14 protein-coding genes are annotated in these 13,583 nt (G+C 63.5%); 9 read left to right on the top strand and 5 right to left on the bottom strand.

Annotation, left to right across the window (positions count from 1 at the left end; all coding sequences use genetic code 11):
* Positions 1 to 86 precede the first annotated feature (86 nt).
* The 3 genes from ACFQO4_RS04720 to ACFQO4_RS04710 all read left to right on the top strand — a co-directional run bounded on the left by ACFQO4_RS04720 (position 87) and on the right by ACFQO4_RS04710 (position 6,492).
* Entirely contained in the window at positions 87 to 3,161 is a 3,075-nt protein-coding gene (locus tag ACFQO4_RS04720) for an oligosaccharyl transferase, archaeosortase A system-associated (RefSeq protein ID WP_500259811.1), read from the top strand.
* Positions 3,162 to 3,281: 120 nt separating this feature from the next.
* Positions 3,282 to 4,352 (top strand): pyridoxal-phosphate-dependent aminotransferase family protein, encoded by a 1,071-nt coding sequence (locus tag ACFQO4_RS04715; RefSeq protein WP_500259810.1) that lies wholly within the window; start codon positions 3,282 to 3,284, stop codon positions 4,350 to 4,352.
* Between the two features lie 286 nt (positions 4,353 to 4,638).
* Positions 4,639 to 6,492, top strand: coding sequence for a carbon starvation CstA family protein (locus ACFQO4_RS04710; RefSeq protein WP_500259809.1), 1,854 nt, complete (start codon positions 4,639 to 4,641; stop codon positions 6,490 to 6,492).
* A 176-nt stretch (positions 6,493 to 6,668) separates the two neighbouring features.
* On the opposite strand, the gene ACFQO4_RS04705 is transcribed toward ACFQO4_RS04710, so the two are convergent.
* Together ACFQO4_RS04705 and ACFQO4_RS04700 are read right to left on the bottom strand one after the other, a co-directional pair.
* Positions 6,669 to 7,286 carry a DUF8052 family protein gene (locus ACFQO4_RS04705; RefSeq protein WP_500259808.1) on the bottom strand — a complete coding sequence of 206 codons (618 nt, stop codon included), beginning with the start codon at positions 7,284 to 7,286 and terminating at the stop codon, positions 6,669 to 6,671.
* Positions 7,283 to 7,672, bottom strand: a complete 390-nt coding sequence (locus ACFQO4_RS04700; RefSeq protein ID WP_500259807.1) for a cupin domain-containing protein — start codon at positions 7,670 to 7,672, stop codon at positions 7,283 to 7,285. Before ACFQO4_RS04700 ends, ACFQO4_RS04705 begins: the two co-directional genes overlap by 4 nt.
* 129 nt (positions 7,673 to 7,801) lie before the next feature.
* Between ACFQO4_RS04700 and ACFQO4_RS04695 the strand changes: the two genes are divergently transcribed.
* Positions 7,802 to 8,020 carry a DUF8007 family protein gene (locus tag ACFQO4_RS04695; RefSeq protein ID WP_500259806.1) on the top strand — a complete coding sequence of 73 codons (219 nt, stop codon included), beginning with the start codon at positions 7,802 to 7,804 and terminating at the stop codon, positions 8,018 to 8,020.
* Positions 8,021 to 8,107: 87 nt separating this feature from the next.
* Here the strand turns inward: ACFQO4_RS04695 and ACFQO4_RS04690 are convergent, their stop codons facing one another.
* Complete coding sequence (locus ACFQO4_RS04690) at positions 8,108 to 8,329, bottom strand: DUF8107 family protein (RefSeq protein WP_500259805.1); 222 nt, start codon at positions 8,327 to 8,329, stop codon at positions 8,108 to 8,110.
* Between the two features lie 57 nt (positions 8,330 to 8,386).
* Here ACFQO4_RS04690 and ACFQO4_RS04685 point away from each other — a divergent pair, with 57 nt between their 5' ends.
* Positions 8,387 to 8,704 (top strand): hypothetical protein, encoded by a 318-nt coding sequence (locus ACFQO4_RS04685; RefSeq protein ID WP_500259804.1) that lies wholly within the window; start codon positions 8,387 to 8,389, stop codon positions 8,702 to 8,704.
* 146 nt (positions 8,705 to 8,850) lie between these two features.
* On the top strand, positions 8,851 to 9,054 hold the full coding sequence (locus ACFQO4_RS04680) for a hypothetical protein (RefSeq protein ID WP_500259803.1): 204 nt from the start codon (positions 8,851 to 8,853) through the stop codon (positions 9,052 to 9,054).
* 37 nt (positions 9,055 to 9,091) lie between these two features.
* On the opposite strand, the gene ACFQO4_RS04675 is transcribed toward ACFQO4_RS04680, so the two are convergent.
* Complete coding sequence (locus ACFQO4_RS04675) at positions 9,092 to 10,372, bottom strand: CobW family GTP-binding protein (protein WP_500259802.1); 1,281 nt, start codon at positions 10,370 to 10,372, stop codon at positions 9,092 to 9,094.
* Between the two features lie 118 nt (positions 10,373 to 10,490).
* Between ACFQO4_RS04675 and ACFQO4_RS04670 the strand changes: the two genes are divergently transcribed.
* The gene (locus ACFQO4_RS04670; protein ID WP_312911972.1) at positions 10,491 to 10,787 is read left to right on the top strand and encodes a DUF7990 family protein; all 297 of its coding nucleotides are present in this window, start codon (positions 10,491 to 10,493) and stop codon (positions 10,785 to 10,787) included.
* 5 nt (positions 10,788 to 10,792) lie between these two features.
* A complete protein-coding gene (locus tag ACFQO4_RS04665; RefSeq protein WP_500259801.1) occupies positions 10,793 to 11,767 on the top strand; it encodes an ArsA family ATPase in 975 nt (324 codons plus the stop codon).
* 34 nt (positions 11,768 to 11,801) lie between these two features.
* Here ACFQO4_RS04665 and ACFQO4_RS04660 read toward each other — a convergent pair whose 3' ends face one another.
* Positions 11,802 to 12,263: a DUF7987 family protein gene (locus ACFQO4_RS04660; protein ID WP_500259800.1), complete on the bottom strand. Its 462-nt coding sequence runs from the start codon at positions 12,261 to 12,263 to the stop codon at positions 11,802 to 11,804.
* A 65-nt stretch (positions 12,264 to 12,328) separates the two neighbouring features.
* On the opposite strand from ACFQO4_RS04660, the gene ACFQO4_RS04655 reads away from it, so the two are divergent.
* Positions 12,329 to 13,528, top strand: coding sequence for a redox-regulated ATPase YchF (locus ACFQO4_RS04655; protein ID WP_500259799.1), 1,200 nt, complete (start codon positions 12,329 to 12,331; stop codon positions 13,526 to 13,528).
* Positions 13,529 to 13,583: the final 55 nt, after the last annotated feature.

The following is a 13,583-nucleotide window of genomic DNA, read 5'->3' as shown; positions in this document are numbered from 1 at the left end:
TCAAACTACGTATGAAAACAGCCTCACCAAAGGCTTCCAATAGCAGATAACAAAGTTTATTCACCACATTGCACTGGTGGGACGTAATGAGTACTGACACTGAACACGTCGACGAGGGGACCGAAACACCCTCCGCCCTCGAGACGTGGCAGGAGTGGTATCACCTCCCCCTGCTTGGGCTGGTGATACTGTTCATGCTGTGGACTCGCCTCCGGTCCTACGAGAACTTCATCGCTGACGACGGTTCACCACGCCTGTCCGGTGTCGACTCGTGGTACCACTGGCGGACGATCCAGTGGACCGCCGAGAATTATCCGTTCACGATGCCCTACGAGGTTTACACAGGCTACCCTACAGGAACTTACGTCGGCCACTTCGGGACCCTGTTCGACCAACTCATCGTCACGGCGGCGATGATCGTCGGTCTCGGAAATCCTTCTCCTGAAACCCTCTATATGGTCGCCCTCGTGTCCATCCCGCTGATGGGCGCGCTCACTGCGATTCCCGTCTTCTACATGGGCCGTCGACTCGGTGGGACCATCGGTGGACTCGTCTCAATAGTCCTCCTCGCGCTCGTGCCAGGCTCGTTCTTCTACCGCTCAGCCGTCGGTCAGCTCGACCACCACATCGGCGAAGCGCTGTTCATGGCGATTGCGGTCCTCGCGATGATGGTCGCCGTCCGAGCTGGCGAACGCGACCGGCCGATCTACGAACTCGTCGCCGATCGCGACTGGGACGCCCTTCGTCGCCCGACGATCTACTCGTTCCTTGCCGGTCTCGCGCTCACGCTTTACATCTGGGTGTGGCCTTCTGCAGTATTGCTGATCGGCATCTTCGGCGTCTTCTTCTGCATCCAACTCAGCCTTGACTACGTTCGAGGGATCTCTCCCGACCACGTCGCCTTCGTCGGAGCCGTCAGCCTCGGCGTAACGGCACTCGGATCTATTCTACTGTTCGAACAGTGGTCCGGCAACGTCTCCCACTTCGGCTACCTCCAGCCAACGCTCGCGCTGGCTGTCGCATTCGGCTGCGTGTTCATGGCTTGGCTTGCCCGTCAGTGGGACGACCTCGATGTCAACCGGCAGTACTACCCGGCTGCGATCGCCGGCCTCCTAATCGTCGGATTCGGTGCGATGGCCGTTCTCGTCCCTGATCTCTACGGCACCGTAATTAACAACCTCACGAGCCGACTCCTGCCGCTCGACCCCTCGACGGGGGCACTCACCGTTTCGGAGGCGCAGCCCCCGGACGACTTCACCCAGTACGTCTTCAACGAGTTCGGAGCCGCCTTCTTCACCATGCTCGGCGGACTTGCGTTCCTCATGCTTCGCCCGCTGTTCGGTCGCGAGTGGCGCGCCGAGTACACCCTCGTGATCGTCTGGTCACTATTCTTGATCAGTATGGCGGCTACCCAGACTCGGTTCTCTTACTATCTCGCGATTGCGGTCGCGGTCGTCAACGCGGTGTTCGTCGCGGACATCGCCCGCCTTCTCAGCCTGGATTTCCACCGCACAGCAGATTCGATTCGCGACGTCGAGACCTACCAGGTGATTGCGATCGTTCTCGTCGTCCTGATGCTGTTCATGCCCTTGCTCCCGCCAATCGCGGCCGACGGCGCCACTACCTGGGAGCGTGGCGAGAACGTCGGACCGAGCAGCGACGCGATGACCTGGGACGAGTCGACCCAGTGGCTCCTCGAGAGTACGCCCGAACCCGGAAACTGGGCGGGCGCAGGCAACCAGAGTGAACTCGAGTATTACGGGACCTACGACCGACCCGCAGACGGCGACTTCGACTATCCGGGCGGCGCCTACGGCGTGATGTCCTGGTGGGACTACGGCCACCTGATCACGACCAACGGCGAGCGGATCCCGCACTCGAACCCGTTCCAGCAGAACGCGCAGTCGTCCTCGTGGTACCTGCTGGCCGAGGAGGAGTCCCACGGTGAGGCGATCCTCGACGGTATCGCTGCGGGCGTGCCGGTGGTGAATCAGCCAGAGGAGACCATCACCACGGAACTCGAGAACGCCGACAATGCCGACGAGGGCGAGATGCGGTACGTCATGATCGACAACGAGATGGCCGGCGGGAAGTTCAGTGCAATCACGCAGTGGACCGACCCGGCGTACAGTCGGTTCCAGACCCAGGAGACGGCAAATATTAGCGGCCAAGAGTTCGATGTGCCGACGACGAGCGAGGCCTATCACGACACGATGCTCGCCTCGCTGTACCTCCACGACGCGGAAGGCATGGACCACTACCGACTGGTCCACGAATCGAGTTCGTACTCGGTCGTCGGGACGCAGTTGCTCCAGACGCCGAACGGGCTGTATCCAGTGACGACGCGCTCGGGAACGTTCTTCGGAGAGCAACCGGACGACGTTTCCGCCAGGCTCGAGGAGGCCCGGGCGTCGAACCGCCCGACAATGTTCAACGGATACGCGGTCGAACTCGGCGGCCGGTACTATCCCGCCTACGCCTACAACGCCTATCTGGTCTCGGACGTCAAGACCTTCGAGCGCGTCGAGGGGGCGAACATCACCGGGTCGATCGACGGCGAAGTCGCCGACTCCGACCGCGTTTACGCGCAGATCGAACTCGAGACGGAGCCGGGACGAACGTTCACTTACACGCAACAGGCCAACGTGAGCGACGACGGCACGTTCGAGCTGACGGTCCCGTACGCGACGAACGACGAGCTCGGACCGGAAGACGGCTACACCGATAGCGCGGTCGAGGCGATCGACGAGGAGTACGAAATCTTCGTCGGAACGCCCGAAGACGGCGAGATCGAGCGCCAGTACCTGGGGACCACGGCGGTTCCCGAAACGGCTGTCGTGGATGGCGAGATCCTCGAGGTGACGCTCGAGGAGGGTGACGGCGAGGTCGTACCAGATCCGGATGCGGAGCCACAGCCGTCCGAAGGTGCGGACGGGAACGAGACGGACGATGCCGACGGTGCCGACGATGACGAAGCCGACGAGAACGAATCAACCGAGGACGGATCGGAGAACGTCACGGACGACGACAACGAGACGGATACGGATTCAGATGCCGGAAACGAGACGAACACGGGTTCGGACGACAACGAGACGAACGAAACGAACGACACGCCGGAGGCTCCCGCCCTGATAGATCCGGTGGCGCCTCGAGCGGGCTGATTCGGTCACAATTCTCCTCGAATCGCGCGCTATCGACTCGAGACGGACACTCGAATCAGAGGCAAACTTTCGTCGACGTCGACCGCCCACGCTTTTGTGACGCGCATCGAGAAGTCGGACATGGACGATCACGACCTGCTTCGGATGACGCCCGGGCCCACGGAGGTCCCCGAACGCGTCCGCAAACGCATGACCGAACCGAGCCGGAATCCCGACGTCGAACCCGAATTCGTCGACTTCTACCGGGAACTGACCGAGAAACTCGAGCCGATCTACGGCGACGGTGACGTCGCCATTCTCGGTGGCGAGGGCATCCTGGGGCTCGAGGCCGCAGTGGCCTCGCTGATCGACCCCGGTGACGAGGTGCTGTGTATCGCCAATGGGCTCTACGGCGAGGGCTTTGCGGACTTCGTCGACCTGTACGACGGCGAGGCGACCGTCTGTGGCGGCGACTGGCGGGAACCGATCGACGTCGACGCGGTCGAGCAGGAACTCGAGTCCGGCAACTACGACGTCGCGACGATGGTCCACTGCGAGACGCCGACGGGCGTGCTCAACGACCTCGAGCCAGTGCTCGACCGTCTCGCCGAGCACGACGTGATCAGCGTCGTCGACGCCGTCTCCTCACTCGGTGGCACTCCGGTGCCGACCGACCGCATCGACGTCGTCCTGGGGGCGACCCAGAAGTGCTTCAGCGCGCCGCCGGGGTTGACCGTCTGTGCAGTGAGCGACCGTGCCTGGGAGCGGATCGAAACCGTCGAATCGCAGTCGTTCTACGCGAGTCTCGAGCCCTGGAAGACCGTGATCGAGGACGAGTGGTTCCCCTACACCCACCTCACGGCCAACCTGCAGGCGCTCGACGCGGCGACTGACCTGCTGCTCGAGGAGGGTATCGACTCCGTTTACCAGCGCCACGAGGCGGCCGCCGGGCAGTGTCGCGAGCGGGCCGACGAACTGGGCCTCGAGGTGTATCCCGACGACTCGCTCGCGTCGCCGACGGTGACGGCGCTCGACCTCGAGGGGCGCGCGACGGAACTACAGGCGCAGATTCGCGAGGACCACGGTATCGTCCTCTCGACGGGTCTGGGCGACTTCGAAGACGACATCCTCAGGATTGGGCACATGGGACACAACGCCCGGATCGACCGAGTCGAGCGAACGATGGACGCGCTGGAGGCCGCGCTCGAGTGAGCGCTCGCCCGCGCGCACACAATGGGTTACTCTCCCCAACTCTCGAGGAGGCCGCTACTAGATTAACTGACACGAGGAGGGTTTTCACGTCGAAGTCCTCGTTTCGCGCGTGCCGCGCTGGGAGTACCGATTACCACGGTAATCATCTGATCTACGCCGTAATCATCGCTTGACTGCCATATTTCCGAATTGAATAACCACCCGGATATAATAACTTCACCATCGATGGTGTGAATATAACCAAGTATTAAGAGTATCGCCCACACTCTGTGTGGGTGGGCTTGTCATGACACAGGTAATTTGGATCGTTGCCGCGGTATTGGTAACGTTTACAGTGGGGTACGTGGGGTACTCGAGGTACCTCGCACAGTTCGTCGAACTCGACTCGAATCGAATCACACCGGCGCACAAGTACGAGGACGGCCAGGAGTACGTCCCGTCGAAGAAACCGGTGTTACTGGGACATCACTATTCGAGCATCGCCGGCGGGGCGCCAATCGTCGGTCCGATTACAGCCGGTGCGGTCTGGGGCTGGGTGCCCGCGTTACTGTGGATTGCCATCGGCAATCCGTTGATGGGTGCGGTTCACGACTTCGTCTCACTGTCGGGCAGTCTTCGACACGAAGGGAAGTCGATCGGATACATGATCGGAGAGTACGTGGGTGAACAGGGGAAAGACATGCTCCTGTGGTTCGCGTTCCTGACGATTATACTGGTCGTGGCCGTGTTCGCGCTGGTCGTCGGCATCGTCTTCAACGCCTATCCGGAGGTGTCGACGGCGTCGTTCATCTACATCCTGCTCGCGCTGGCGTTCGGGGTGTACCTCTACCAGCTCAACGGACCGTTCATTCCCGGGACGATCCTGTTCGTTCTGGGCGTATTCGGCGCTGTGTGGGTCGGAATCCAATTCCCGGTCGCGATCTTCGAACCGACCGCCGAGCGGGTCGTCGAGAACCCCGATTTGACCCCGATCACGCTCCTGAGCGGCGACGGATCGTGGGTTCCCGGCGCGGCCGACCTCGGCGGGAACACCGCGGCGTGGATTCCCGTCGTGATGCTGTACGCTGCCATCGCGAGTGCACTCCCGGTCTGGGTGTTGCTCCAGCCGCGTGATTACCTCTCGTCGTTCCTGCTGTACACTGGGGTCGGCGGGGCGATCGTCGCAATCATCGTCGGCACGCTCCTCGGGACGTCGTCTCAACCGCTCGTCATCGACGAGTCCATCGGCGCGTTCCAGGGCTTCTGGGGCGTCGAAGGTGTTTTCTTGCCCCTGTTCCCGCTGTTGTTCATCACGATCGCCTGCGGGACGATCAGCGGGTTTCACTCGCTGGTTTCCTCGGGGACGACCGCCAAACAACTCAACAAGGAAACCGACGCCCGGTTGATCGGTTACGGCGGTATGCTCGGCGAGGGACTGCTCGCCGCCGTCGCACTCTCGACGCTCGCCGTCTGGGGCTTCGCCAGCCCCGGTGGCGGGATCGGTGCGGCACTGCCGAATTTCGCTTCCGGCGGCGGCCTCATCCTCACGAGCCTCGGCATTCCCGAGACGGTCGGCGCCGTGTTCATGGCGCTCGTCCTCTGTAGCTTCCTGCTCACCTCGACCGACACGGCCGTCCGACTCGGTCGGTACATGATGGAAGAGATCGTCGGCACCCCCGCGGGCCGAACCGACACGGGACTGAACGCCGACATCGGCTCGATCGCTCGAGGACGATACACCAACCCGATCGTCCAGACCATTCCCGCGTACCTGCTTGTCGTCTCGGGCCAGTGGGTCACGCTGTGGGCACTGTTCGGCGGCGCAAACCAGCTGCTCGCGGCGCTGGCGCTGCTCACCGCGACCGTCTGGCTCGCCAACTGGGACGACAGCAAACAGCTCGTCTCCACCGGCGTCCCGATGGCGATCATGGTGACGATCACCGTTCTCGGGCTCTCGTGGCTGGCGTTCTACGAGAATCTCTACGTCAACCTGCTGAACGGCGGTGCAGAGACGACGGAAGCGGTCGTCTCCTCGGCCGTCCAGATGGTACTCGCTATCGTGCTCATCACACTGGCACTGATGCTCGTCAGGCTGGGGTACAAGAACATCAGCAGAGTCCGTCGCGGGCCTGAAACGCCCGCCGCACCGGGCGACGACTGACGACGGCCGGAACGCCGAACGCCGGACGAACTTTTTTGCCGTACGCTGCTCTCGAGTACGAGATCGTTTGACGTAGCTTCTCTACAATTAGCCACTCGTCACAGATCGTCATCGTTTCGAGTCTCGCTCGCCCCATCCCGTTTATCAGGCGATGAACGACGCGGATCGACGCCCGTCTACCGCCAGAAGCGCTTCGCGAATCGCGAGAGAACGCCTTCGTCGGGTTCGCTGACGTCGTCCCAGAGGGTGAACGCCTCGGCGACGTCGGCAGCCTCGCTGGCGACGTGATCTTCCTCGTCGGGCACCACCACGGCGAGGTTCACGTCGTAGTGACCGTAGTAGCCGAACTTCAACAGCGTCCGGTCGCGAAAGCCCGAGACGTACTCGCGGACGTCACTTGGCAATTCGTCGGCGACGAGCACAAAACTCACGTCCGTTCCAAAGTGTTCCTCGTCGGCGACGACCTTCTCGTCGGCCACGTCGTGGCCCAGATCGACCAACCGCTCGAGTTCGGCGACCGTCGGGCGCGGCTCACGGCGGGCGAAGAGGTACTCCTCGGCCTCGTGGTCGGCGTAGCTCAGCGCTGGGTGGAAGAACTGCTTCTGGTTGAGCACCCGCATCTCGCCGTAGAGGTCCCACCGCTCGCCGGCGGCATGATGGTCCTTCTCGAGGTCATAACTGTACATGAGCCGGTCGGAAACCCGATCGAGGTACTCGTCGTCCCAGTCGGGGACGGCCTCGCGGATCTCCGCCGGGAGTTCGTCGGCCTCGGGGAATTGTTCGCTGTCGCTCATGCGTCGCTTTCGTCGTCAGGGTCGTACGCGCGGGCGTCACCGTCCGTGGCCGGTGCGCCGATAGCCAGGACGGTTATCGGCCCTTCGGCGTCGGCCGGGTTGTACGCCCGTTGCGGGCTTCCCGGATCGACGACGAACAGACAGTCGGTCGGAACCTCGTAGGTGTCCTCGGGCGTCTCCACGGCCATCGTTCCTTCGAGAACGTAGAACGCCTCCTGCTGGGTCTCGTGGTAGTGGTAGGCCAGCGGTAGCTCCTCCCCCGGCTCGGCGCGAAACCGATTGATAGCCATGGTCTCGAGACCGCCCGACTCGGACAGTTTTCGACACTCGCTCGGTCGATCGGGCGCGGGGTCGACGCTCCCCGGATCGACGATACGGTATCCCATATCACCTCGTACCGACCGGGGGAGCAAATAGGCGTCGGTGACGACGGTCTCGAGACGGGCGTGAACGCCTCGAGCGTCCGGGCGGTACGTTTTAGCCCCTGGAGACGGTAACTCGTGACAGAGACTCACATGGGAGGGAAACAAACCGAATCCTGCGGACGGTGTGCGATGTCGTCGGTCGTCGACGTCGTCGGATCGGACGGTGAGAACACCGACAACGATCCGTTCGGCGACGCGGGGATCGAGGTCGATGACGCGACGCTCCGTCGAGTATCGCCCGCGGCGTGGCTGGAACGGGTGACCGATCGAATCGACGACGCCGCTCGACGCGTTATCTACGGTCGATAGTCAGTAGCGCTCGGCCGACGGACGCCGCTTCGAGTCCGTGCCCGATGCTACCTCGAGTTCTGGTCGCCCCGCCTCGAGTCGAACCGGTCAGGTCATCGTCACAGCGTACGTCGCCGCAAACAACAGTATCGCCGCCGTCGCTATGTTGATCAGGGTGTACTCGACGATTCCGATAAACGAGAGCCCCCAGATGATCGACACGGCGAACAGCGTCGACAGGACGAGGTTCATCGCGAGGAGCACGCGAGGGTCTCCCCGTGACGACGATACGCCCTCGCTGAACCCCTCTGGCTCCTCGGCGTCAGTCATACCGGACAACGGACGGTTTCCCACTTAGCTTTTGTCGCTTGGAAGCGTTCGAACCGTATGCGATTTCGGAATCGTGAGGGGGTGCCCGTCGATCCCGTCCCGTTTTTCGTCGTCGCGGGACTCGCGTGCATGCTCGTGCTCTCGTTCGGCCCGCTGTACGGGCAAGCCCTGGGTGCTGGCCTCGAGCGTTCGGCCGCCGGCTCCATCGTTATCTCGCTCGCGACCACCGTCGGAGCGTACTACCGGCAGGTGTGGACCGTCCGCCCGGAACTCCTCGAGACCGTTCCGGCCGGAATTCGCGCCGAGCGGCTATTTTATCTCATGGTCGTCCTCGCAGCGCTCATCGTTGGCCTCGCGATCCCGCTGATCCTCTAAGGTGGTTCGATATGCGCCGTTCGAGCGATTTGAGACGCTCGAGCGGCTGTGAAGAGGGTCGGGTGGTTTCGAAGCCATTCGACGGTCGTGCGCCATTGATACACACTCACAAAGGTCTGGTAGTGCTGGAGCCAGAACACTCGAGTATGGGTGTCATCGATTCGGTGAAAGCCGCGCTCGCGTCGTCCGGGCCGAACGACCGCCTCACGGACGGCTCGCAGGGGGCGTACTGGTGTGACGACTGCGACGTCAGGGTCAGGGACGTCGACCTCGAGGGCGAACCGGTCTGTCCGGACTGCGGCGAGGAGATGCGCTTCGAGCGCTCGAGCGGCCGTAGCTGCGCCTGCTGACGGGCTCGCTCTCTGTCCTTCGGGTCCCCGGCCGTCGTCAGCCGCCTCTCAGCACGACCTCTTCGCTCTGGGCGTCGGGGAACGGTCCGTCGACGCTTTCGTCCCACTCCTCGTCGGTTACGAGCGCGTCCGAGAGCTCCGCTCGGAGGGCTTCTTCGTCGTAGTCGGTACCGATGAACACGAGTTCGGTGCGGCGGTCACCGTACTCGTCGTGCCACTCGAGGTTAGGTCGGTTCGAGCGGAGCATGTCGCGCTCGACGGCCGGGAGGCTGGCGATCCAGGGGCCCTGTGAGGTGGCCCTGACGGAGGGGCCGGCCTGGGCGACCGTCACCCGCATCTCGTTGCCAGCGATCCAGGCAGTGCCCTTCGATCGAACGATTTCTGACGGCAGATCCTGGAGAACGTCGGCGAACCGCTCGGGGTGGAAGGGACGGCGGCGGCGGAAGACGAACGAGGAGACGCCGTAGATTTCGTCGGGGTGGCGGTGGTCGTGGCCGTAGCCGTGGCCGTGGCCCCCATCTCCGTGGTTATCGTGGCCTCCCCCTTCGTGATGCTCGTGATCGGAGTCACGTTCCTCGTCGTCATCGCGGGTCTCCGAGCCCTCCTCGAGCGCCCGCTTCCAGCCCGGCAGGTCGACAAGTCGGTCGGGACCGAACAGTCCCCGTTCCAGGAGTCGATCCGGGTCCACCGCGGAGAACTCCGTCCGAATCGTCTCCGCGTCGGGCTGGAGTGCCCGGACGAGGTCGGCGGCGTGCTCGAGTTCGCCCTTGCTACACAGGTCCGCCTTGTTGAGCAGGACCAGGTTCGAGACCTCGACCTGCTCGACCAGCAGATCCGAGAGCGGCCGGTCGTCCTCAGTGCCGCGACGCTCCGGGACCTCGTCCCCGGCGAAGGCCTCGAGGAACGCGGGCGTGTCGAGGACGGTCACGAGCGTGTCGACGGCGTAGCGGGCGGCGACGCGAGACTCGGTGGTGAACAGTCGCGCGACGGGCGCGGGTTCGGAGATGCCCGAGGACTCGACGATCAGGTGGTCGAAATCGCGATCGCGGGCCAGGCGGACGACCGCAGTCTCGAGGTCGTCCTGGAGTTCACAGCAGATACAGCCGTTCGAGAGCTCCGCGACGCCGTCCTCGAGGTCGAGTTCGGAGCCCTCGGCGATCAGTTCGGCGTCGACGTTGACCTCGCCCATGTCATTGACCAGCACCGCCAGCGACCGGTCCTCGGCGGTCGTCAGCAGGTGGTTGAGCAGCGTCGTCTTTCCAGCCCCCAGGCTTCCGGAGAGAATCGTGACCGGAATCTGTTCGGTCTGCCCGTTCATACCGGCTACTGGTGCCGTGGTCCCTTGAATCCGATCCTCGAGGAGGATGAGATCCGGCTCTGGCTCGAATCCCCCACCGCCGCGATACCTTTTAGCCGTCGGACCCGCATATCGGGCCATGGACCTGGCCGATCGCATCGAACGGTTTCGAGAAACGCTCGAGGAGTGGCTCCGCGGGCTCTATCACGGGATGATCACGCACCCGGCCTACGAGAAGATCGAGAAGGAAGCCGAGGACCTCGAGGACGCGTTCATGCTCGCGTGTTTCCCCGACGCGTTCGGCATCCCCTCGCCCGTGTCGTACTACACCGCCGAACTCCTGCCCTACCTCGAGACCGAGTTCGAGGCCTGGGAGCGTCGCCTGTGGGATCGCGACACCCTCATCGAGCGCAAGGGCCAGCAGTACCACTTCTGACCACCATGGAACCGTTCGTCTTCTTCGGCGGCAAGGGCGGGGTCGGCAAGACCACCGTCTCCTGTGCCTACGGCCTGCGGTGTGCTCGCGACGGGCTGCGTACGCTCGTCGTCTCGACCGATCCGGCCCACTCGGTCACCGACGTGTTCGACCAGCCCTTCGACGACGATCCAACCCCCGTCGAGGGCGTCGACGGCCTCGAGGCGATGCAACTCGACCCCGAGGAGGAGGTCACGCGACACCTCGACGACATCCGACGTGACCTCTCCGAGCAGGTGTCGGCGGCGATGGTCAACGAGATCAACCGCCAGCTCGAGATGGCTCACGGGACCCCTGGCGCCTACGAGTCGGCTCTGTTCGACCGATTCATCGACGTCATGCGCAATTCGGAGGGATACGACCGGGTCGTCTTCGACACCGCTCCCTCCGGTAGCACGCTCCGCCTGCTCGGCTTGCCGGAGCTGCTCGAGGGCTGGATCGACCGGCTCATGTACAAACGTCGGACGAGCATCGATCTCTTCGAGAAGGCCGCCATCGGGAACAACGAACCGCGCCGCGTGATGGACGGCGACCCCGTCCTCGCCCGCTTGGAGGAGCGAAAGGAGTTCTTCCGGTTTGCCGGAGACACTCTCGGCGACGATGCGGCCTTCTTCCTCGTAGTCAACCCGGACGAACTCTCGCTGAACGAGACCGAGCGCTCGATCGCCGACCTTGAAGAGAAGGACCTCCCGGTCCGCGGCCTCGTCGCCAACAAACTCACGCCCGAACCCGACGCCGACGAGAACGGCCGCGGCGCGCGCTACCTTCGCGAGCGCGTCGAAACCGAACGCGCACACCTCAAGACGATTCGGGAGACGTTCGGGCCGCCGCTGGTGGCCGAAATCGGCTGGCGACCGGCCGAGGTCAAAGGTGGCCTCCTGGAGGACGTCGCCGACGAACTCGCCATCGAGACGGCGGTCGAACCGCCGACGCACGTTTGATACTCGAGCGGGGTTCGAGCCCGTCTCGACGGTTTCACTCCGTCGTTCCGTAGTCAGTATGCTCGAGGAGCAGATGCGGCAGGATGACGCCGACCACGAAGACGATTGCAAAGACGACTTCCGACGAGAGTGCGGTAAACTCGTAGAGCCCGTACAGCAGTCCCATCGCGACCAGAACGAAAGTACCGATGAGCCTGTTTTCGGCAGTGACCAGCCCTTCCCGTCTGACGACGATGTACAGCGAGAGGAGTAGCAATCCGACCACGCCGACGAGAACGGCCATCACAAGTTCGATGGAGTTCGTCGCCAGCCCGTAAAACAGCGCGATGCCGACCGCGACGTATGACAGTCCGAGCGCTACCGGACCGCCTCGCCCGTCGAAGAAGCGATCGGCGTCCGTTCCGGACGACGGAGCATTCACGTTCCCAACGTGACACTGGAGGACAAAATACGTACCGGCGCGGTCGCTCGAGTCCTCGATCCGAGACCGTGGCATGCCGTCTCCTTTCACACGGCGACGAGAGCAAAAGCCGTTTAGCCGGGCCGCGCTCACGACTGGTAATGACCAGCAGTTACCGGATCGGACTCGTCGGCAAACCCTCCGTCGGCAAGTCCTCCTTCTTCAACGCCGCCACGATGAACGACGTCCCCGAGGGGGCCTACCCGTTCACCACCATCGACCCCAGCGTCGGCGAGGCCTACGTCCGCGTCGAGTGCGCCGCTCCCGAGTTCGACGAGGAGTGCACCCCCAACGTCGGCTACTGTGAGCACGGAATTCGCTTCGTCCCCACGAAACTCGTCGACGTCGCCGGCCTCATCCCCGGCGCCCACGAGGGGAAAGGTCTCGGGAACCAGTTCCTGACCGACCTCAACGAAACCGACGTGCTCGTCCACGTCGTCGACTTCGCCGGTGAGACGGACCTCGAGGGCGAACCAACCGAGGGCCACGATCCCCGCGAGGATATCGACTTCCTCGAGACCGAACTCGACCAGTGGTACCTCGGCGTGCTCGAGAAGGGAATCAACCGCTACTCGTCGGGCTACGTCACCGAGGACGACGCCATCGAGGAGGACCTGGCCGAACAGATGAGCGCGTTCAAGACGAACGAGGACGAACTCAAGCTTCTCATTCGGCGCGTCGACATCGGTTTCGACCCCGAGGAGTGGGACGACGAGGATAAACTCGAGCTAGCCCGCGAGATTCGCAAGGCGACGAAGCCGATGGTGATCGCGGCGAACAAGATGGACACGCCCGCAGCCCAGGCCAACTACGACGAGATCACGAGCGACCCCGACTACGAGCACTTGACGATCGTTCCCTGCAGTGCCCACGCCGAGAAGGCGCTCAAGTCGGCTGACAAGGCCAGCGTCGTCGACTATCAGCCGGGTGACGACGACTTCGAGATCACGGGCGACATCTCCGAGAGTCAGGAGGAGGGCCTCGAGCAGATCCGCGACTTCCTCCAATCCTACGGCGCGACGGGTGTCCAGGCGGCGCTCGAGACGGCCCTGTTCGACGTGCTCGGCGTCACGCCGGTGTTTCCCGGCGGTGCCAACGGCCTGGGGAACGAACGCGGCGAGGTGCTCCCCGACTGTTTCCTGATCCCGCCGGAGTCGACCGCGGAGGACTTCGCCTACAGCCTCCACTCCGACATCGGCGACGGCTTCCTCTACGCCATCGACTGCCGGAGCAACCGCCAGTTAGGCAAGGACTACCCCGTCGAATCTCGGGACGTGATCGAGATCGTGACGACGAACTGAGTCTCGAACAGCGCGCGTCTCGAGTTGACTTCGGTCTGGTTCGACCATCACATTA

This window comes from Saliphagus sp. GCM10025334 (assembly GCF_042663485.1).
Lineage (GTDB): Archaea > Halobacteriota > Halobacteria > Halobacteriales > Natrialbaceae > Natronosalvus.
The sequence above is the reverse complement of the archived record's forward strand: the minus strand, read 5'-3'. Positions and strand labels throughout refer to the sequence as shown.